This window comes from Pseudomonas sp. B23(2017), from assembly GCF_002113725.1.
Classification (GTDB): Bacteria; Pseudomonadota; Gammaproteobacteria; order Pseudomonadales; family Pseudomonadaceae; genus Aquipseudomonas; species Aquipseudomonas putida_Z.
Genome location: NZ_NEJM01000006.1, coordinates 75,872 through 96,870, shown reverse-complemented (window position 1 = coordinate 96,870; position 20,999 = coordinate 75,872). Strand labels below are relative to the sequence as shown.

General features: G+C 63.3%; 16 protein-coding genes. 3 read left to right on the top strand and 13 right to left on the bottom strand.

Features of this window, described 5'->3' with window-relative positions; all coding sequences use genetic code 11:
• Positions 1-61: 61 nt before the first annotated feature.
• The 11 genes from CAG46_RS12155 to mtnA all read right to left on the bottom strand — a co-directional run bounded on the left by CAG46_RS12155 (position 62) and on the right by mtnA (position 15,054).
• Complete coding sequence (locus tag CAG46_RS12155; protein WP_085617678.1) at positions 62-1,486, bottom strand: MBL fold metallo-hydrolase RNA specificity domain-containing protein; 1,425 nt, start codon at positions 1,484-1,486, stop codon at positions 62-64.
• Positions 1,487-1,588: 102 nt separating this feature from the next.
• A complete protein-coding gene (locus tag CAG46_RS12150) occupies positions 1,589-1,852 on the bottom strand; it encodes a lipopolysaccharide assembly protein LapA domain-containing protein (RefSeq protein ID WP_085617676.1) in 264 nt (87 codons plus the stop codon).
• A gap of 19 nt (positions 1,853-1,871) precedes the next feature.
• Complete coding sequence (ihfB, locus tag CAG46_RS12145; RefSeq protein ID WP_013971456.1) at positions 1,872-2,171, bottom strand: integration host factor subunit beta; 300 nt, start codon at positions 2,169-2,171, stop codon at positions 1,872-1,874.
• A 190-nt stretch (positions 2,172-2,361) separates the two neighbouring features.
• Positions 2,362-3,420, bottom strand: a complete 1,059-nt coding sequence (locus CAG46_RS12140) for an acyltransferase (RefSeq protein WP_178080701.1) — start codon at positions 3,418-3,420, stop codon at positions 2,362-2,364.
• A gap of 87 nt (positions 3,421-3,507) precedes the next feature.
• The gene (rpsA, locus tag CAG46_RS12135) at positions 3,508-5,184 is read right to left on the bottom strand and encodes a 30S ribosomal protein S1 (RefSeq protein WP_003252673.1); all 1,677 of its coding nucleotides are present in this window, start codon (positions 5,182-5,184) and stop codon (positions 3,508-3,510) included.
• Positions 5,185-5,308: 124 nt separating this feature from the next.
• On the bottom strand, positions 5,309-5,995 hold the full coding sequence (gene cmk / locus CAG46_RS12130; RefSeq protein WP_003260862.1) for a (d)CMP kinase: 687 nt from the start codon (positions 5,993-5,995) through the stop codon (positions 5,309-5,311).
• The gene (locus tag CAG46_RS12125; protein WP_238067670.1) at positions 5,992-8,199 is read right to left on the bottom strand and encodes a bifunctional prephenate dehydrogenase/3-phosphoshikimate 1-carboxyvinyltransferase; all 2,208 of its coding nucleotides are present in this window, start codon (positions 8,197-8,199) and stop codon (positions 5,992-5,994) included. The genes cmk and CAG46_RS12125 overlap by 4 nt, the downstream gene beginning before the upstream one ends.
• 209 nt (positions 8,200-8,408) lie before the next feature.
• Entirely contained in the window at positions 8,409-9,503 is a 1,095-nt protein-coding gene (pheA, locus tag CAG46_RS12120; protein WP_025338102.1) for a prephenate dehydratase, read from the bottom strand.
• Complete coding sequence (gene serC / locus CAG46_RS12115; protein ID WP_025338101.1) at positions 9,503-10,588, bottom strand: 3-phosphoserine/phosphohydroxythreonine transaminase; 1,086 nt, start codon at positions 10,586-10,588, stop codon at positions 9,503-9,505. Before serC ends, pheA begins: the two co-directional genes overlap by 1 nt.
• Positions 10,589-10,845: 257 nt before the next feature.
• Positions 10,846-13,611: a DNA gyrase subunit A gene (gene gyrA / locus CAG46_RS12110; protein WP_085589990.1), complete on the bottom strand. Its 2,766-nt coding sequence runs from the start codon at positions 13,609-13,611 to the stop codon at positions 10,846-10,848.
• Between the two features lie 366 nt (positions 13,612-13,977).
• Positions 13,978-15,054 carry an S-methyl-5-thioribose-1-phosphate isomerase gene (gene mtnA, locus CAG46_RS12105; protein ID WP_025338099.1) on the bottom strand — a complete coding sequence of 359 codons (1,077 nt, stop codon included), beginning with the start codon at positions 15,052-15,054 and terminating at the stop codon, positions 13,978-13,980.
• Positions 15,055-15,165: 111 nt separating this feature from the next.
• Here mtnA and ubiG point away from each other — a divergent pair, with 111 nt between their 5' ends.
• From ubiG to CAG46_RS12090, 3 genes are all read left to right on the top strand, one after another.
• Complete coding sequence (gene ubiG, locus CAG46_RS12100) at positions 15,166-15,864, top strand: bifunctional 2-polyprenyl-6-hydroxyphenol methylase/3-demethylubiquinol 3-O-methyltransferase UbiG (RefSeq protein ID WP_025338098.1); 699 nt, start codon at positions 15,166-15,168, stop codon at positions 15,862-15,864.
• Between the two features lie 2 nt (positions 15,865-15,866).
• Positions 15,867-16,538, top strand: a complete 672-nt coding sequence (mupP, locus tag CAG46_RS12095) for an N-acetylmuramic acid 6-phosphate phosphatase MupP (protein WP_085617670.1) — start codon at positions 15,867-15,869, stop codon at positions 16,536-16,538.
• A 151-nt stretch (positions 16,539-16,689) separates the two neighbouring features.
• The gene (locus CAG46_RS12090; protein ID WP_025338096.1) at positions 16,690-17,430 is read left to right on the top strand and encodes a YciK family oxidoreductase; all 741 of its coding nucleotides are present in this window, start codon (positions 16,690-16,692) and stop codon (positions 17,428-17,430) included.
• Positions 17,431-17,556: 126 nt separating this feature from the next.
• On the opposite strand, the gene CAG46_RS12085 is transcribed toward CAG46_RS12090, so the two are convergent.
• Positions 17,557-18,342: a TenA family transcriptional regulator gene (locus CAG46_RS12085; protein WP_075044056.1), complete on the bottom strand. Its 786-nt coding sequence runs from the start codon at positions 18,340-18,342 to the stop codon at positions 17,557-17,559.
• Between the two features lie 30 nt (positions 18,343-18,372).
• Positions 18,373-20,829: an EAL domain-containing protein gene (locus CAG46_RS12080; RefSeq protein ID WP_085617668.1), complete on the bottom strand. Its 2,457-nt coding sequence runs from the start codon at positions 20,827-20,829 to the stop codon at positions 18,373-18,375.
• Positions 20,830-20,999: the final 170 nt, after the last annotated feature.

Below are 20,999 nucleotides of genomic sequence, written 5' to 3'. Positions count from 1 at the left end.
AGAGAAAGATACCGTCAACAAAGTTCCACCGCCGCCCCACGAGCCGACGGCCTGCGGCTCGCTACTGGGCAACCATGACGTCGACCTCCCTACCGCCGCGCTTGCTTAATGCTTCGGCCAAAGCTGATTTCGCCCGAGCTTCTCCATGTACCAGCACAACCTTCCTTGCGGCTTTCGCACCATCCAGCGCGAAGCTAACCAACCCCTGCTGATCCGCATGACCAGAGTAGCCCGGCAAGGTTACGACTTTTGCGCGCACCTCATACATCCGCCCATCCAGATCAATCTGCACAAACCCTTCCGCCCCTTCACTCGCCTGTATCACCGCGCCCGGCGTGCCCTTGGCCTGATAACCGACAAACATAACCTCGTGCCGCGGATCCCCGAGCATGGCCTTGAGGTAATTGACGATGCGCCCACCCGAACACATGCCATTGCCGGCAATCACGATCGCCGGCCGCCCGGTGCTCTTCAGGTAATTGACCACCTGCTGGTGGCGGGCATGGGTGTCCACGCTGATCAACTGGCTGAAGCCAAGCGGGTCGCGCCCTTCGGCCAGGCGCGCCCTGGCTTCGGCATCCCAGTAGTCGTGCAACTCCCGGTACACACCGGTAATGCGCTGGGCCAGTGGTGAGTCAAGGATGATGGGCAGCTGTGACCAGTCGAGCGGGTCGCCCTCGGAGGCCGGGCCGGCCTTGTTCAGCAAGGCCTTGCGATGAAGAATGCCTTCGAGCTCGTAGAGCAGCTCCTGGGTGCGGCCGAGACTGAAGGCCGGAATGAGCAGCGTGCCCTGGTCGGCAAGGGCGCGGTCGATGGCCGCTTCCAGCCGCTGCTGCCGGTCGCCTGCAGGCGGGTGCAGGCGGTCGCCGTAGGTGCTTTCCAGTACCAGCACATCGGCCCGTTCCGGGGGCAGCACAGGGCGCAGCAAAGGGTTGCCACCGGCACCAAGGTCACCGGAGAACACATATCGGGTATTGGCTTGTTCACGCTGCACATCGCATTCGACATAGGCCGAACCCAGCAGATGACCAGCGCGCTGCAGGCGAATGCGGCAACCGAGGCCGGGGCGCTCGACCAGGGTGTGCCACTGCTCGAAAGGCACCGGCTCGATCAGGTCGCGGATGAACTCCAGGTACCTCGCCACTTGGGCGGGCTCACTGCTGATACTCAGCTTGTAGGCATCTTCCAGCACCAGAGGCAGCAGCCGGGCGGACGGCTCGCTGCACAGGATCGGGCCACGGTAGCCGGCAGCCAGCAATGCCGGAATGCGACCTACGTGGTCGAGATGCACATGGGTGATGACCAGGGCCTGGATACCCTGCACGTCGAAGCCCAACGGTGCCGATGCTGCGCCTGGCACGGCCTCGGCGCCCTGCTCCAGGCCGCAGTCGATCAGCAGGCTGGTGGACGGGGCGAGGTGCAGTTGATGGCATGAGCCGGTGACGCCACGGGCACCACCGTGATGGGAAAGGACAGGATATTCCATGCTGCGCACACTCGCCTGGGCCGAAAATGAAGTGCGTTATTACTCCATGACGGCCGGTACAGGCATAGGTGAGACTTTCCCAAACAGTTGTAGGAAATATCCTTAGTTACCGTTCAGTGCTGCCTGGCGGGCAGAAGCCCTGATCTTGCGCTTGCTGCGCTGCACGCCGTAGGCACCCAGCAGCGGCCCGACTGCCAGGCCAATGACCAGGGCGGCCAGGACCAGCACGGCGACTGGCACGGCCGGGGCTGCCCAACCGAACAGGACCAACGAGACGGTTTGCTGGTTCTCCAGCACGAAGAACAGCACCACAGCCGCCAACAGCAGCACGAACACCGCCGCCAGGGCGCGCTTGAGGTTACGCATCAGATTGCTCCTTGTGGAATCAGGTGTGGGCCTCATGTTCTTCTTCATTGACCCGATCGCGCAACTCCTTGCCAGGCTTGAAGTGCGGCACGAACTTGCCTTCGAGGCTGACCGACTGGCCGGTCTTCGGGTTACGGCCTACGCGAGGGGCGCGATAGTGCAGCGAGAAGCTGCCAAAACCGCGAATCTCGATGCGATCGCCAGTGGCAAGGCATTGTGACATCTGCTCAAGCATGGTCTTGATGGCCAGCTCCACGTCCTTGGACGAGAGCAGCCCCTGATGGGTGACAATACGTTCGATCAGCTCCGACTTCGTCATATTTTTCCCTTCGTTATCAAGCAGCTAGATCATTGCTTAACCAGTTTGTAGCACGCTGGGAGGGATTTGAACAGGGTGGTTCTTGACTTAATAAAAAAATTCAAGATTGAAGTTTTACAGGGATGGTCTAGCCGGCGGCACCCGAGCGCGCCCGCCACTAGCGCAGCGGGCACACCGACACCCTGAACACCTATGCCAATTGTTCCCGGGAGACCGCTTGGGAAAAGCGCTTTCGCATCGCCAAGGCAGGCTTCTCTACCAGCTCCCACGAAACATAGCCCGCAAACCACGACGCCGGCACCGCAGCCAACATCAACCAGTAGGGACCGGCCCATGGCATTGCCCCCGCCAACACTTGCTGGATCGGAAATGCATACAGGTAGATACCGTACGAGTAATCCTGCACCAACGAAGGCAGCTTCACCTGCGGGCAGTAAGCAAAGTACAAGGTGCCGTAAAGCGTCAGGATGGCGCAGGTAAACACCTCGAAGCGCCCACCCTTGCTCAGCAAGAACAATCCGGCGCAGGCAAGCAGCAGCCACCCCCCATGCGGGATCACCGCCCGGCACGAATAGAACGCCGAACCCGCCAGGAAACACACCACCAACTTGAATGGGTACTCCCCATAAGCCGGATGCAGGGTATGCAGCCCCAGCGCAATCACCAGCGCCGCCAGCGTCAGCCCTGCCATCGGCCATCGACAAACCCTGGCCACCAGCACCAATACCCCCAGCACCAGGTACATGCGCATTTCCAGCGGAATGGTCCACAAACTGCCATTGACCGAAACCCCATGAAACCTCGGAGTAAAACTCACGCCGGGCAGCACGAACTGAGCATCCTTGAATATCAACAGCGGGCTGTAGACGTACTTGTAAACCTGGCCTTTCGAGAAATACTCGGCAAGCGGCAACGAGGTAACCACTGGCCCCAGCACAAAGGCCATGAGCAGCAGACACACCAGCAAACCAGGCAAGATCCTCAGTGCGCGCGCCAGGTAGAAATCCCGGGCACCATTGCGCTCACCACTGGCAGCGATCAAGAACCCGCTGACCATGAAGAACACTTCAACGCCCAGGCTGTGAACCGGCACCGGCATACCCAGCAGCAACGCCGGGTCGGCACAACTCAGGCACTCCAGGTAGGACAACGCAAAGGAATGCCCAACTACCACAGCGGTTGCCGCCAGCAACCTGATGACCAGGAAATTGTTATCACGCCCGCGACCTTTCATGACGTCGCCAAACATCAACATCATCCACCTCCGACATGGACCATTTCCGACATAAAAAAAGGGCGACCCGAGGGTCGCCCTTTTTTACCGATCAAACAGAACTCAGTTCTGCTTGGCCATTGCTTCGCGCAGCAGCGCAGCCATGGTGGTGTCGGCAGCCGCTTCCGGAGCGTTTTTCAGGCTCTGGATGGCTTCGCGCTCTTCAGCATCGTCCTTCGACTTGATGGACAGGCTGATAACGCGGGACTTGCGGTCAACGCTGATGATCTTGGCTTCGATCTCTTCGCCTTCCTTCAGGACGTTACGCGCGTCTTCAACGCGGTCACGGCTGATTTCGGAAGCTTTCAGAGTAGCTTCGATGTCGTCGGCCAGAGTGACGATGGCGCCTTTGGCGTCAACTTCTTTCACGATGCCCTTGACGATAGCGCCCTTGTCATTGACAGCAACGAAGTTGGAGAACGGATCGTCTTCCAGCTGCTTGATGCCCAGGGAGATGCGCTCGCGCTCTGGGTCGACCGACAGGATGACGGTTTCCAGCTCGTCGCCCTTCTTGAAACGACGCACGGCTTCTTCGCCGGTTTCGTTCCAGGAGATGTCGGACAGGTGAACCAGACCGTCGATGCCGCCGTCCAGGCCGATGAAGATACCGAAGTCGGTGATCGACTTGATGGTACCGGTGATCTTGTCACCCTTGTTGAACTGGCCGGAGAAGTCTTCCCATGGGTTGGACTTGCACTGCTTGATGCCCAGGGAGATACGACGACGCTCTTCGTCGATGTCCAGAACCATGACTTCCACTTCGTCGCCAACCTGAACGACTTTCGACGGGTGGATGTTCTTGTTGGTCCAGTCCATTTCGGAAACGTGTACCAGACCTTCAACGCCTTCTTCCAGCTCAGCGAAGCAGCCGTAGTCGGTCAGGTTGGTAACGCGAGCCTGTACGCGAGTACCTTCTGGGTAACGGGCAGTGATAGCTACCCACGGATCTTCGCCCATCTGCTTCAGACCCAGCGAAACGCGGTTGCGCTCACGGTCGAACTTCAGAACGCGTACGTCGACTTCGTCGCCAACGTTAACGATTTCCGATGGGTGCTTGATGCGCTTCCAAGCCATGTCGGTGATGTGCAGCAGGCCGTCGATACCGCCCAGGTCCACGAAGGCGCCGTAGTCGGTGAGGTTCTTGACGATACCCTTGACCTGTTGGCCTTCCTGCAGGGTTTCCAGCAGGGCTTCGCGCTCGGCGCTGTTCTCGGCTTCCAGCACGCTGCGACGGGAAACGACAACGTTGTTGCGCTTCTGGTCCAGCTTGATGACCTTGAATTCCAGCTCTTTGCCTTCCAGGTGGGTGGTGTCGCGCACAGGGCGGACATCAACCAGGGAGCCCGGCAGGAACGCACGGATGCCGTTAACGTCGACAGTGAAGCCGCCCTTAACCTTACCGTTGATAACGCCCTTGACCACTTCTTCGGCGGCGAAAGCTGCTTCCAGAACAATCCAGCACTCGGCGCGCTTGGCTTTTTCACGGGACAGTTTGGTTTCGCCAAAGCCGTCTTCGACCGCGTCCAGCGCAACGTGAACTTCGTCACCGACCTTGATGGTCAGCTCGCCAGCTTCGTTGTAGAACTGCTCGAGCGGGATGACGCCCTCGGACTTCAGGCCAGCGTGTACGGTAACCCAGTCGCCGTCGATGTCGACAACGATACCGGTGATGATGGCACCCGGCTGAAGATTGAGGGTTTTCAGGCTTTCTTCAAAGAGTTCTGCAAAGCTTTCGCTCATTTTAATTCCTGTAGATTCGGGCGAAACAGACGCCCATAGCCACATTCCAGACAATGTGGGTTTGTTTTAAGTAAAGGAAAGCCGGCAGGACGTTGACTGGTGCCCCTGCCTGCTTTCCTGGCTATCAGAGAAGGTCGCGCAGTGCGATCTCGCTCCTGATACGTTGCAACACCTGCTCGATGGACAACTCGGTAGAGTCCAACTGAATGGCATCGACCGCTGGCTTCAGCGGGGCCACTGCACGTTGGGTGTCGCGCTCATCACGCGCACGAATCTCATCCAGCAGACTCGACAGACTAACATCTTCACCCTTGCCCTTCAACTGCAGGTAGCGGCGACGCGCCCGCTCCTCCGCGCTGGCGGTGAGGAAGACTTTCAACGGCGCGTCCGGGAACACCACGGTGCCCATGTCGCGACCGTCGGCGATCAGGCCCGGCGCCTCGCGGAATTCGCGCTGGCGCACCAGCAGCGCATCACGCACGGCCGGCAGCGAAGCAACCATCGAGGCACCGGCGCCGACGGTTTCGGTGCGGATGACGTTGCTGACGTCCTCGCCCTCGAGGATGATCTGTTGCAGCTTACCGGGCTCGGCGGCGATGAACTGCACATCCAGATGGGCGGCAAGCTTGGTCAGCAACTCTTCGTTGGTCAGGTCGACGCCGTGGTTGCTGGCGTTGAACGCCAGCAGACGGTACAGCGCGCCAGAGTCCAGCAACCTCCAGCCCAGCTCGCGGGCCAGCAGCCCGGCGACCGTACCCTTGCCCGAGCCGCTTGGCCCGTCGATGGTGATGACCGGCGCCAGGGCACTCACGACTTGCCCTCTTCCGCCACGCGGATGCCCACCTCGGCGCACAGCGCCAGGAAGTTGGGGAACGAGGTGGCGACGTTGGCGCAATCGTGGATGCGGATCGGTGCGCTGGCGCGCAGCGAGGCAACGCTGAAGGCCATGGCGATACGGTGGTCACCGTGGCCATGCACTTCGCCGCCGCCCAACTGGCCGCCGTCGATGATGATGCCGTCCGGGGTCGGCTCGCACTTGATTCCCAGGGTGATCAGACCGTCGGCCATGACCTGGATACGGTCGGATTCCTTCACCCGCAGCTCCTCGGCACCACGCAGCACGGTACGCCCTTCGGCGCAGGCAGCGGCGACGAACAACACCGGGAACTCGTCGATGGCCAGTGGCACCAGCTCTTCAGGGATGTCGATACCCTTCAGCTTGGCACCACGCACACGCAGGTCGGCCACCGGCTCGCCGCCGACTTCACGCTGGTTTTCCAGAGTGATGTCGCCGCCCATCAGGCGCAGGATGTCGATCACGCCGGTACGCGTCGGGTTGATGCCAACGTGCTCCAGCACCAGTTCGGAACCTTCGGCGATGGACGCCGCCACCAGGAAGAACGCTGCCGAGGAAATGTCGGCCGGTACTTCGATACGGGTGGCAGTGAGCTTGCCGCCGGACTGCAGCGAGGCCACCGGGCCGTTGCTGTCGACGCTGTAGCCGAAGCCGCGCAGCATGCGCTCGGTGTGGTCACGGGTTGGCGCAGGCTCGGTGACGGTGGTCTTGCCTTCGGCGTACAGGCCGGCCAGCAGCAGGCAGGATTTGACCTGGGCACTGGCCATCGGCAGCGTGTAGGTCAGCGCCTTGAGCTTGTGGCCACCGCGGATGGTCAGCGGCGGGCGGCCTTCAGGGCCGGTCTCGACCACGGCACCCATTTCGCGCAGCGGGTTGGCCACACGGTTCATCGGGCGCTTGGACAGCGAAGCGTCGCCGGTCATGGTCACGTCGAACGGCTGGCCGGCCAGCAGGCCCGACAGCAGGCGCATCGAGGTACCCGAGTTGCCCACGTAAAGCGGCCCGGGTGGCGGCTTGAGGCCGTGCAGGCCGACGCCGTGAATGGTCACGCGACCGTGGTTGGGGCCTTCGATGACCACACCCATGTCACGGAATGCCTGCAGGGTCGCCAGCGCGTCCTCACCCTCGAGGAAGCCTTCGACCTCGGTGGTGCCTTCGGCCAGCGAGCCGAGCATGATCGAGCGGTGGGAAATCGACTTGTCGCCCGGTACGCGGATTCGCCCTGACAGGCGGCCACCCGGTTGGGCCAGGAAAATCAGATCGTTGGCGTTCATAGCGTCCACATAGGCCCGGCGGGCCAGGATTTTACTGAAATGCTCGCGGGCAACGCGTGCGCGGGTGAATACACCCAGCAGCTGGTGCCCGTCCCCTTCAGCGATCGCGTCGCGCAAGGCGTCGAGATCGCTGCGATATGTATCAAGCGTGCGCAGGACAGCGTCGCGGTTGGCGAGAAAGATGTCGTGCCACATGGTCGGGTCGCTGCCGGCGATTCTCGTGAAATCGCGGAAGCCTCCCGCAGCGTACCGGAAGATCTCGAGGTTTTCATTGCGCTTGGCCAGTGAATCGACCAGGCCGAAGGCCAGCAGGTGCGGCAGGTGGCTGGTGGCGGCAAGCACTTCGTCGTGGCGTTCGACCGACATGTGCTCCACATCGGCGCCCAGCTCGCGCCACAGGCGGTCGACCAGGGCCAGGGCGGCCGGGTCGGTTTCGGCCAGCGGCGTGAGGATGACCTTGTGCCGACGGAACAGGGTGGCGTTGGAGGCCTCTACCCCGCTCTGCTCGGAGCCGGCGATGGGGTGGCCGGGGACGAAGCGCGGCAGGCGCCCCCCAAACACTTCCCGCGCGGCGCGCACTACGTTGCCCTTGGCGCTGCCGACGTCGGTGATGACAGCATCGCCAAGGTCGAGCTGGGCCAGGCGGGCCAGCAGTTTTTCCATGGCCAGGATCGGCACGGCCAGCTGGATGACATCGGCACCGACACAGGCGGCAGCAAGGTCTTCCTCGCAGCGATCGACCACGCCCAGGGCCACGGCCTGCTTGCGCGAGGGCGCGTCCAGGTCGACACCGACCACTTCGCGGCACAGGCCGCTTTCACGCAGGCCCTTGGCGAACGAGCCACCGATCAGGCCGAGGCCGACCACGACCAGGCGGTTGATGATTGGTGCGGGTTTGGTTGTTACTGCTTTTACCACTGGTGCGAACCCTGTTCAGAAGTCAGGACAGTCTTTGAGACCGCAGGGGGCTGCTTTGCAGCCCATCGCCGGCAAGCCAGCTCCCACAGGTACGGCGCATGCCATGAGATTTGTGCGGCCCCTGTGGGAGCTGGCTTGCCGGCGATGGGCCGCACAGCGGCCCCGGCAATCTTCGATCAAAGCACCGCCTTCGGATACGAACCCAGCACCTTCAGCGCCACAGCCTCCTGGCTGATCTGCTCGAGCACCGCCTTGATCAGCGGGTCGCGGTGGTGGCCGACGAAGTCGATGAAGAACACGTAGGTCCACTTGCCGCTGCGCGATGGGCGGGTCTCGATGCGAGTCAGGTCGATGCCGTTCTGGTGGAACGGTACCAGCAGCTCGTGCAAGGCACCCGGCTTGTTGCTCATCGAAACGATGATCGAGGTCTTGTCGTCGCCGGTCGGCGGCACTTCCTGGCTGCCGATCATCAGGAAGCGCGTGGAGTTGTCCGGGCGGTCTTCGATCTTTTCGGCCAGGCGGGTCAAACCGTACAGGTTGGCCGCCATGTCGCCGGCGATCGCCGCCGAGTTCCACTCGCCCTTGACCCGCTTGGCCGCCTCGGCATTGCTCGACACGGCCACGCGCTCCACATTCGGGTAGTGCGCGTCCAGCCACTTGCGGCACTGGGCCAGCGACTGGGCGTGGGAGTAGATGCGGGTGATGCTGTCGGTCTTGGTGTTCTCGCCCACCAGCAGGTGGTGGTGGATGCGCAGCTCGACCTCGCCGCAAATCACCATGTCGTGCTCGAGGAAGCTGTCCAGGGTGTGGCTGACCGCGCCTTCGGTGGAGTTTTCCACCGGTACCACGCCGAAGTTGACGGCACCGGCCGCCACTTCGCGGAACACTTCGTCGATGGCCGCCATCGGCCGGCTGATCACCGCGTGGCCGAAGTGCTTCATGGCCGCTGCCTGGGTGAAGGTGCCTTCAGGGCCGAGGTAGGCGATTTTCAGCGGCTCTTCCAGGGCCAGGCACGACGACATGATTTCGCGGAACAGCCGCGCCATCTCTTCGTTGTCCAGCGGGCCCTTGTTGCGCTCCATCACGCGCTTGAGCACGGCTGCTTCACGCTCGGGGCGGTAGAACACCGGCTTCTCGCCTTCCGCCAGCGAAGCGGTCTTGACCTTGGCCACTTCCTGGGCGCAACGGGCGCGCTCGCTGATCAGCTCGAGGATCTTCTCGTCGAGGCTGTCGATGCGAACGCGCAGCGCCTTCAGTTCGTGCTCGGACATCAGCCGTGCTCCTTCTCGAATTCGGTCATGTAGGCCACCAGGGCTTCGACTGCTTCAAGGCCCAGGGCGTTGTAGATGGAGGCGCGCATGCCGCCTACCGAACGGTGGCCCTTGAGGTTGAGCAGGCCACGGGCATCGGCGCCGGCGAGGAAGGCCTTGTCCAGACGCTCGTCAGCCAGGCGGAACGGCACGTTCATCCACGAACGGGCGTTGTGGCTGATCGGGTTGGTGTAGAACTCGCTGCTGTCGATGAAACCGTACAGGCGGTCTTTCTTGGCACGGTTGCGCTGCTCCATGGCATCGACGCCACCCTGCTCTTTCAGCCATTCGAACACCAGGCCCGAGAGGTACCAGGAGTAGGTGGCCGGGGTGTTGTACATCGAGCCGTTGTCGGCCGAGACCTTGTAGTCGAGCATGGTCGGGCAGCTGCTGCGGGCGCGGCCCAGCAGGTCTTCGCGCACGATCACCACTACCAGGCCGCTCGGGCCGATGTTCTTCTGCGCGCCGGCGTAGATCAGGCCGTACTGCGACACGTCGATCGGGCGCGAGAGAATGTCGGACGACATGTCGACCACCAGCGGTACGTCACCGGTTTCCGGCACCCAGTCGAACTGCAGGCCACCGATGGTCTCGTTGGACGCATAGTGCACGTAGGCAGCGTTCTTGGTCAGCTTCCACTCGTTCTGGCCCGGGATGGCCAGGTAATCGTAGGGCTTGGCGCTGGCGGCGACGTTGACGTTGCCGAAGCGGCGCCCTTCCTCGATGGCCTTTTTCGACCAGATGCCGGTTTCGATGTAGTCGGCGGTGCCGTTTTCCGGCAGCAGGTTCAGCGGGATTTCGGCGAACTGCTGGCTGGCGCCGCCCTGCAGGAACAGCACCTTGTAGTTGGAGGGGACGGACAGCAGGTCACGCAGGTCCTGCTCGGCCTTTTCGGCGATGGCCACGTAATCGTCGCTGCGATGGCTCATTTCCATCACCGACAAGCCCTTGCCACGCCAATCCAGCATCTCGGCCTGGGCGCGCTGCAGAACAGCGTCAGGAAGCGCGGCAGGGCCTGCGCAGAAGTTAAAGGCTCGTTTGCTCACATCCACTCTCGCTCTGCCAAATGGTACAAAATCGTAATTCGGTGCCGGCCAACTAAAACTGTGTCGCCTGTCATGGGCCTGCCTTGCAGGCCATCGCAGGCAAGCCAGCTCCCACAAGGGCCGCGCAACCCTCAAAGCTCGCGCTGAACCTGTGGGAGCCCGGCTTGCCGGCGATGGGCCGCACAGCGGCCCCAATGACCTGGCCTGATCAGTCAAACGGGGCGACCTTGGTCGCCCCGTTCGGGTTTTACGCTTGCTTACTCCTGCGGGGCCTCTTCGGCACCAGCAGCTTCTTCGTTGTCTGGCGCTTCAGCCTCGACGCCCTCTTCGTCCGTCTCGATCACATCATCGAGTTCGTCCTCGGAAGGCTCCTGGATGCGCTCCAGGCCCACCAGCGTCTCGTCGGTAGCCAGCTTGATCAAGGTCACGCCCTGGGTGTTACGGCCCAGGCTGGACACTTCGCCAACGCGGGTACGCACCAGCGTGCCCTGGTCGGAGATCAGCATGATCTCTTCGCCTTCCTGCACCTGGATGGCGCCGATCAGCAGGCCGTTGCGCCCCTTGGTACCCATGGCGATCACGCCCTGGCCACCACGGCCGCGACGCGGGAACTTGGACAGCGGTGTGCGCTTGCCGAAGCCACGCTCGGAGGCGGTGAGGATCTGCGCGCCGGATTCCGGGATCAGCATGGAGATGATCTGCTGGCCCTTGCCCAGCTTCATGCCGCGCACGCCACGGGCGTTACGGCCCATCTCGCGCACCACGCTTTCAGCGAAGCGGATCACCTTGCCGGCGTCGGAGAACATCATGACTTCCTTGGCACCGTCGGTGATGGCCGCGGCGATCAGGGTGTCACCTTCCTTCAGCTTCAGAGCGATCAGGCCGTTGGAGCGCGGACGGGCGAACTGCACCAGCGGGGTCTTCTTCACGGTACCCGAAGCAGTGGCCATGAAGATGTAGGCGCCGGTCGGCTCGGCCACCCACTCAGGGGTGTCGCCGTCTTCCTCGTCCACTTCCTCGGCCTCGACCACTTCGCCTTCGAGCACGGTGTCTTCCGCGTCCTCCAGCTCTTCGTCGGCGTCAGCGTTCTGCTGCAGGGCCTCGAGGTCGATCTGCAGCATGGCGGTGATGCGCTCACCCTCCTCCAGCGGCAACAGGTTGACCAGCGGGCGGCCGCGGGCGGCGCGGGACGCTTCAGGGATGTCGTAGGTCTTCAGCCAGTACACCTTGCCCTTGCTGGAGAACAGCAGCAGGGTGGCATGGCTGTTGGCAACCAGCAGGTGCTCGACGTAGTCCTCGTCCTTCACCCCGGTAGCCGACTTGCCTTTGCCGCCACGGCGCTGGGCCTGGTAGGCGGACAGCGGCTGGGTCTTGGCGTAGCCGCCGTGGGAGATGGTCACCACGCGCTCTTCTTCCGGGATCATGTCGCCGTAGTTGAGGTCGTGGCGCGCATCGAGGATTTCGGTACGGCGGGCATCGCCATATTCGGCGCGGATGGCTTCCAGCTCTTCGCGGATCACTTCCATCAGGCGCTCGGCGCTGCTGAGGATGCGGATCAGTTCGCCGATCTGCTCGAGGATTTCCTGGTACTCGGCCAGCAGCTTCTCGTGCTCGAGGCCGGTCAGGCGGTGCAGGCGCAGGTCGAGAATGGCCTGGGCCTGTTCCGGCGACAGGTAGTACTTGCCTTCACGAAGGCCGTACTGCTCCGGCAGGTCCTCGGGGCGGCAGGAATCGGCGCCGGCGCGCTCGACCATGACCTGCACGGCACTGGATTCCCAGGCAGTGGAGATCAGGGCTTCCTTGGCTTCCGACGGGGTCGGCGAGGCCTTGATCAGGGCGATGACCGGGTCGATGTTGGACAGCGCGACCGCCTGGCCTTCGAGGATATGGCCGCGTTCGCGGGCCTTGCGCAGCTCGAACACGGTACGGCGGGTCACCACTTCACGGCGGTGACGCACGAACGCTTCGAGCAGGTCCTTGAGGTTGAGCAGGCGCGGACGGCCGTCGACCAGGGCCACCACGTTGATGCCGAATACGCTCTGCAGCTGGGTTTGCTGGTAGAGGTTGTTGAGCACCACCTCCGGCACCTCGCCGCGACGCAGCTCGATGACGATGCGCATGCCGTCCTTGTCGGACTCGTCGCGCAGCTCGGTGATGCCTTCGATCTTCTTCTCTTTGACCAGCTCGGCGATCTTCTCGATCAGGCGAGCCTTGTTCAGCTGGTACGGCAGCTCGGTAACCACGATCTGCTGGCGGCCACCGACCTTGTCGATGTCTTCGATCTCGGAGCGGGCACGCATGTAGATGCGACCACGACCGGTACGATAGGCCTCGATGATGCCCTGGCGGCCGTTGATCAGGCCGGCAGTCGGGAAGTCCGGGCCAGGGATGTGCTGCATCAGCTCATCGATGGTGACTTCGGGGTTGTCGATGAGTGCCAGGCAGCCATCGATGACCTCGCCGAGGTTGTGCGGCGGGATGTTGGTCGCCATGCCCACGGCAATACCGCTGGAACCGTTGACCAGCAGGTTGGGAATACGGGTCGGCATGACCGCCGGGATCTGCTCGGTGCCGTCGTAGTTGGGCACCCAGTCGACGGTCTCCTTGTGCAGGTCGGCCAGCAGCTCGTGGGCCAGCTTGGCCATGCGCACTTCGGTGTATCGCATGGCTGCGGCGTTGTCGCCGTCCACCGAACCGAAGTTGCCCTGGCCGTCGACCAGCAGGTAGCGCAGCGAGAACGGCTGGGCCATACGCACGATGGTGTCGTAGACCGCGGTGTCGCCGTGCGGGTGGTACTTACCGATCACGTCACCGACCACACGGGCGGATTTCTTGTACGGCTTGTTCCAGTCGTTGCCCAGTTCGCTCATCGCATAGAGAACGCGACGATGCACGGGCTTCAAGCCGTCACGCGCATCGGGCAGCGCTCGCCCGACAATCACGCTCATCGCGTAGTCGAGGTAAGACTGTCTCAGTTCGTCTTCGATATTGACCGGGAGGATTTCTTTGGCCAGTTCGCCCATGAGAAGCCTGATTCCTTTTTCTGGTGAAACTTCGCAGCTCCATCAAGGGCCGAACGAAGCTCGCCGCCGCAGCGCATAAGGGTGCGACGACTTACGACAAATCAATGAGTTGTGCCATGGATCTGCGCAATGAAGGCCGCCGTGGTGGGCGGTCTTGGAAACTGCCGGATGTTATCACAAAGGCAGGGGCGGTGGGGAGATGTGGCAGGTGGCCTCACACGAGGTTGAATCTGGATTTTTTGTAGCCTGTGCCGGCCTCTTCGCGGGTAAACCCGCTCCCACAGGTACACCACCGCCCTCAGGCCTTGTGCTATCCCTGTGGGAGCGGGTTTACCCGCGAAGAGGCCGGCACAGGCGCTACGACTATCAGTGCAGGCGCTTGCGGCAGATCAATTGTGCCAGTTTGGCGGCATCCGGCCGCTCGACGATGCCGCGCTCGGTCACGATCACGTCGATCAAGTCCGCCGGGGTCACGTCGAACACCGGGTTGAACACCTCGACATCCGGCGCCACGCGGGTACCGCCAATGTCCAGCAACTCGTCGGCAGCGCGCTCTTCCAGCGGGATGTCCTCGCCCGTGGCCAGGTTCAGGTCGATGCTGGTGCTCGGCGCCACCACCATGAAACGTACGCCATGGTGCATGGCGCTGACCGCCAGCTGGTAGGTGCCGATCTTGCTGGCCACGTCGCCGTTGGCGGCGATGCAGTCCGCGCCCACCACCACCCAGGTGATGCCCTTGCTTTTCATCAGATGGGCCAGCGCCGAGTCGGCGCACAGGGTCACTGGAATGCCCTCGTTGGCCAGCTCCCAGGCGGTCAGGCGCGAGCCATGCAGCCAGGGGCGGGTCTCGCCGGCGTATACACGCTCGACCATGCCCTCCAGGTAACCGGCGCGGATCACCCCCAGCGCGGTGCCGAAACCACCACAGGCCAGGGCGCCGGCGTTGCCGTAGGTGAGCAGGGTCTGGGCGTTGCCCTGGTGGCGGCGGATCAGCTCGATACCGTGCTGGGCCATGGTCAGGTTGGCTTCCCGGTCGCTTTCGTGGATGGCCACCGCTTCGGCCTCCAGCGCCGCCAGCACGCCTTCGTCCGGACGCAGGCGCTGCAGGCGCTCACGCATGCGGTTCAGCGCCCAGAACAGGTTGGCGGCGGTAGGGCGCGCTTCAGCCAGGACAAGGAAGTCTTCTTCCAGGTCCATTTCCCAGTCGCCACCCTCGGCCAGCCGCTCTTCCAGGGCCAGCACCAGGCCATAGGCCGCAGCAATGCCGATGGCCGAGGCGCCGCGCACGGCCATGTCGCGGATCGCCGCTGCCACCTGCGCGACATTGTCGCAGGCCAGCCAGCGCTCTTCCGACGGCAGCAGGCGTTGGTCGAGCAGGTGCAAGACGCCGCCCTGCCAGCGGATCCCGGTCACCTTCTCCGCCGCCAAAAGTCGCTCGCGCATCGCCTCTCCCCGTCGTTCGGATATCAAAAGCCGGCGATTATAGCGACCCTCGGGGCCGAGCGCTCGGGTATACTCCGGCGCAATTTTGCGAAGTTTCAGAGGACTGTTCTAATGAGCAACGTCGACCGCGCCGAAATCGCCAAGTTCGAAGCGCTGGCCCACCGCTGGTGGGACCGCGAAAGCGAGTTCAAGCCGCTGCACGAAATCAACCCGCTGCGCGTCAACTGGATCGACGAGCGCGCCAGCCTCGCCGGCAAGAAAGTGCTGGACGTGGGTTGCGGCGGCGGCATCCTCAGCGAGGCGATGGCCCTGCGCGGCGCCACGGTCACCGGCATCGACATGGGCGAAGCGCCACTGGCCGTGGCCCAGCTGCACCAGCTGGAGTCGGGCGTGCAGGTGGAATACCGGCAGATCACCGCCGAAGCCCTGGCCGAGGAAATGCCTGAACAGTTCGACGTGGTCACCTGCCTGGAAATGCTCGAGCACGTGCCCGACCCGTCTTCGGTCATCCGCGCCTGCTACCGCATGGTCAAGCCTGGCGGCCAGGTGTTCTTCTCTACCATCAACCGCAACCCCAAGGCCTACCTGCTGGCCATCGTCGGCGCCGAGTACATCCTGAAGATGCTGCCGCGCGGCACCCACGACTTCAAGAAATTCATCCGCCCGTCCGAGCTGGGCGCCTGGAGCCGCGTTGCCGGCCTGCAGGTGAAGGACATCATCGGCCTGACCTACAACCCGCTGACCAAGCACTACAAGCTCAGCAGCGACGTCGACGTCAACTACATGATCCAGACCCTGCGCGAGGAATAAGCATGCGTTTGCAAGCAGTACTCTTCGACATGGACGGCACCTTGCTCGACACGGCGCCGGACTTCATCGCCATCTGCCAGGCCATGCTCGCCGAGCGCGGCCTGCCGGCCGTCGATGACAAGCTGATCCGCGACGTGATCTCCGGCGGCGCCCGGGCGATGGTCGCCGCGACCTTCGCCATGAGCCCGGATGCCGAAGGCTTCGAGGCCCTGCGCCTGGAGTTCCTCGAGCGCTACCAGCGCGACTGCGCGGTGCACAGCAAGCTGTTCGACGGCATGGCCGAGCTGCTGGCCGACATCGAGAAAGGCAACCTGCTGTGGGGCGTGGTCACCAACAAGCCGGTGCGCTTCGCCGAGCCGATCATGCAGCAACTGGGCCTGGCCGAGCGTTCGGCGCTGCTGATCTGCCCGGACCACGTCAAGAACAGCAAGCCCGACCCCGAGCCGCTGATCCTCGCCTGCAAGACCCTCGGCCTGGACCCGGCCAGCGTACTGTTCGTCGGCGACGACCTGCGCGACATCGAGTCTGGCCGCGACGCCGGCACCCGCACGGCGGCGGTGCGCTACGGCTATATTCATCCAGAGGACAACCCCAACAACTGGGGCGCCGATGTGGTGGTGGACCACCCGCTGGAACTGCGCAAAGTGATCGACAGCGCGCTGTGCGGCTGCTAACCCTGTCTAGACCGCAGCACAGCCCCTGTGGGAGCGGGTTCACCCGCGAATGCGCCAGCCCAGGCGACACCGGCGTCTGATAGTGCGCATTCGCGGGTAAACCCGCTCCCACAGGGGACGGTGCCGCGCCAACGAACTCGAAGGACCTACCATGTTCGACTACACCGCCCGCCCCGACCTGCTGCAAGGCCGGGTCATCCTGGTTACCGGTGCCGGCCGCGGCATCGGCGCCGCTGCCGCCAAGGCCTACGCTGCGCTGGGCGCCACTGTGCTGCTGCTGGGCAAGACCGAGGCCAACCTGAACGAGGTCTACGACCAGATCGAAGCCGCCGGGCACCCGCAACCGGTGGTGATCCCGTTCAACCTGGAAACCGCCCTGCCCCACCAGTACGACGAACTGGCGGTGATGATCGAAGACCAGTTCGGCCGCCTCGACGGCCTGCTGAACAACGCTTCGATCATCGGCCCGCGCACGCCACTGGAGCAGCTGTCGGGTGACAACTTCATGCGCGTGATGCACATCAACGTCGATGCCACCTTCATGCTCACCAGCACCCTGCTGCCGCTGCTGAAGCTGTCGGAAGACGCTTCGGTGGTGTTCACCAGCAGCAGCGTCGGGCGCAAGGGCCGGGCCTACTGGGGCGCCTATGGCGTGTCCAAGTTCGCCACCGAGGGCCTGATGCAAACCTTGGCCGATGAACTGGAAGGCGTGGCACCGGTGCGCTCCAACAGCATCAACCCGGGCGCCACGCGCACGGCGATGCGGGCACAGGCCTACCCCAGCGAGAACCCGCAGAACAACCCGCTGCCGGAAGAGATCATGCCGGTGTACCTGTACCTGATGGGGCCGGACAGCAAAGGGGTGAATGGGCAGGCGTTCAACGCCCAGTAAGGCTTTTGCCTGTACCGGCCCTTTCGCGGGTGAACCCGCTCCCACAGGGTTATTCACCGCCCATCAGGGCAGCGCAGTACTTGTGGGAGCGGGTTTACCCGCGAAGAGGCCGGGACTGGAGAGCGATCAGCCCGCTGCCAACACCGGGCGCATGCGCCCCTGCTGGCGCCCTTCCAGCTGCATGCACCGCTCCAGGAACAGGTACATGCAGTCATAACTCTTGCAAATCGCCTTGCGCAGTTCATTGCGCAGCCCCTGGGTCGGGTTCTCGCCGGCCAGGGTGCAGATGATCTCCAGCGCCTCCCACGGGTGCGCGTCGTCATACTGGGCATGCATCTTCAGCCACTTCATCGCCCGCTTGCGCTGATCCTCCGGGAAGCCCAGCGCATAGGTGTCGGTGGAGCACACCACCGCCGACCATTCACCGGTCGCACCTTCGATGGCGTAGTTGGTCGCCGCCATGGAAATGGCCAGGTTCTCGGTGGCGCACACGCGCCAGCACCAGTCATTCAGGCCGTTCAGCTCTGGCGGCACATCCTGGGCCTGCAGCTCGTGCAGGTGCACGCCATGCGCCTGGCACCAGTTCACCCAGTAGTCGGCGTGGTTGAGCTCGACACGGATGTTGCGCATCAGCCAGCGCCGCGCCATGTCTTCGCCCTGATGACGGCCATAGCGGGTCTTGGTCAGGTTGTGGGCCATGTACAGCGAAAACTGCTCCACCACCGGCCAGCCACCGATCAGGTACTGGCGAATGGTCGATTGCTTCAACTGGCCATCGCGCAGGCGCGCGTAGAACTCATGCTCCACTACCCGGCGCTTGCTCTCGCGGCAGTCTTCAATCAGTTGCTGGGCCCATTGGGGGTAGCTGGCGGGATCCATCAAAGGCCCGATACGAACGAATGCGTCAATCACTTTCAGCTCCTTGATCCTTGTGATTTCTAGCTAGCGAAACGTGCCAGGTGCCCGCTGCAACAGAGGCCGGGCGGCGATCCGTTGGCGCTGCAGACTGTCACAGGTGAACACCTGGGGGCGTTCGATGAGGTAGCCCTGGGCGTAATCCACGCCAATTTCCTGCAAGGCCTGCTCGATCAAGGGTGTTTCGACGAATTCGGCAATGGTGCGCTTGCCCATTACGTGACCGATGTGGTTGATGACCTCGACCATGGCCCGGTTGACCGGGTCGTCGAGCATGTCCTTGACGAAACTACCGTCGATCTTCAGGTAATCCACGGGCAAATGCTTGAGATAGGCGAACGACGACATGCCAGCGCAGAAATCATCGAGCGAGAAGCGACACCCCAGCCCCTTCAACTCGTTGATGAAGCGGATGGCGCTGCCAAGGTTGGCTATGGCGCTGGTTTCGGTGATTTCGAAACAGATCATCCGCGGCGGAATGGCGTATTCGACGAACAGGCGTTGCAGGTATTCGAGGAACTTGTCATCGCCAATGCTCGACCCCGACAGGTTGATCGCACAGATCGACAGCGGCCCCTCGCGCCCTTCGTCCAGGCACTGGCGGATGACCAGGAACACATTGCGCACAACCCAGCGGTCCAGCGCGGTCATCAGGCCGTAGCGCTCGGCCGCCGGGATGAAGCTGCTGGGCAGGATGGTACGGCCGCTTTCGTCGTGCAGGCGTAGCAGGATCTCGATATGGCCGGGGCCTTCGAAGGTTTTCAGCGGGGCGATTTCCTGGGCGTACAGGCAGAAGCGGTTTTCTTCCAGGGCCACGTGCAAGCGCTGGATCCAGGCCATTTCGCCAAAGCGCATGGACAGCTCGCTGTCGTCGGCATGGTACACCTGCACGCGGTTGCGGCCCTTTTCCTTGGCCATGTAGCAGGCCATGTCGGCGGCGCGCAGCGAGGTTTCGAGGGTGCCGGGGGACTGGGCCATGTGCACCAGGCCGACACTGACGGTGGTGACGAACGGCCGCCCTTTCCACACGAAATGCAGGCTCTGCACCAGCTGGCGCAGCTGCTCGGCAATGCGCTCGGCCTGGTCGGGCGGGCAGTTTTCCAGCAGCACGCCGAATTCGTCACCACCCAGCCGGGCCAGGGTGTCGCCCTCGCGCAGGCCGGACTGCAGCACGGCGCAGATGTGCCGCAGCAGCTCGTCGCCAGCGGCATGCCCGCAGGTATCGTTGACCAGCTTGAACTGGTCGAGGTCGAGGAACATCAGCGAATGCCGCCCGGCCTGGCGCGCCAGGTCATTGAGCGCCTGTTCCAGGCGGTATTCGAACTCGCGGCGGTTGGCCAGGCCGGTCAGGGCATCGTGGGTCGCCTGCCAGGACAGGTTGGCGATGTACTGGCGCTCCTGGGTCATGTCGTGCAGCACCAGCACGATGCCGCTGACCTGGCCGTCATTGACGATCGGCGAACCGACCAGGTTGACCGACACGGTGCTACCGTCCAGACGCTGGATCAGCCGGGCATGTTCGGCGCCACCCTTGAGGCTGCCGCTGAGCACCTGTTCGACCAGGCTGCGGCCGTCTTCCTCGGCCTGCTCGTCCACCAGGCTGAACAGCGCCGACAGCGGCAGGCCCTGGGCATGACCGGCCTGCCAGTGGGTCAGTTGCTCGGCGGCGGGGTTCATGTAACCGATACTGCCTTCCACGTCAGCGGTAATCACCGCATCGCCAATGGCCTGCAGGGTGATCTGCGCCCGCTCCTTTTCTTCCTGCAGGGCGCTGGCAAAGGCCTGGCGCTGGGCCAACAGCTTGCTGGAGCGGCGCCAGGCAATGGCAATCAGGAACATCGCGGTCAGCAGGTTGGTGATCAGCAGCACCCGCAGCAGCATGCGCGAGCCCTCGCCCAAGGCATCGCTGAACGCTTTGGCGGCCGGGGTTACCCCTTCGTTGATGGTGACGATGCGCGCCTTCCAGTCGCTGACCGTGCGGGCGTCCACCGGGCCAGCGGCGAAGCTGCTGCGCATTTCCATGGCCAGCATATCCAGCTTGCCCAGGTAGTCGTCGCCGATGTCCCAGTAGTCGATGGCCGTCTGCATGTAACTGACGTTGCGGAAGTTGCGGTAGAACCAGATGATCCGCTCGACATCGTCGGGGTGGTTGCCGCCTTGCAGCACGGCCTGGCGCGCGGCGTCCAGGTCGGGGCTGGGCTGGTCCAGCACTTCGCGCAGCTGGTGGTCGCCCTGGGGCACGGTGATGGCTTGGCGATAGCGATGGTAGGTGCTGTCGTCGCGGGTTTCGGCGTACAGGTTGAGGTAGTAGATGGCGTCTTTCTGCGCCTTGGACCAAAGGCTTTCGCCCGCGACATAGGCACGCACGGCCGAGAGCGTATAAAGGCTGAGGCTGCCCAAGGCTACCTGGAAGACCACAACGGCGATGAAGGGCCAGGTGATGCCGAGCAGCTTTGGCGCTTCTAGAGTGCGATGTCCCTTCATGGAGTCCCTGTCACAGAGCAGATAAGGCGCAAATCAACCCAGACAAAGCACAGCGTAGGCCATTTGCCATCCTCGCGGTTGGGTTTTTTATGACAGCGAACCTGGGGATTTTCGCACGGCCTTCCCGGCCCTATCGCCGGCAAGCCAGCTCCCACAGGTACCCCACAATG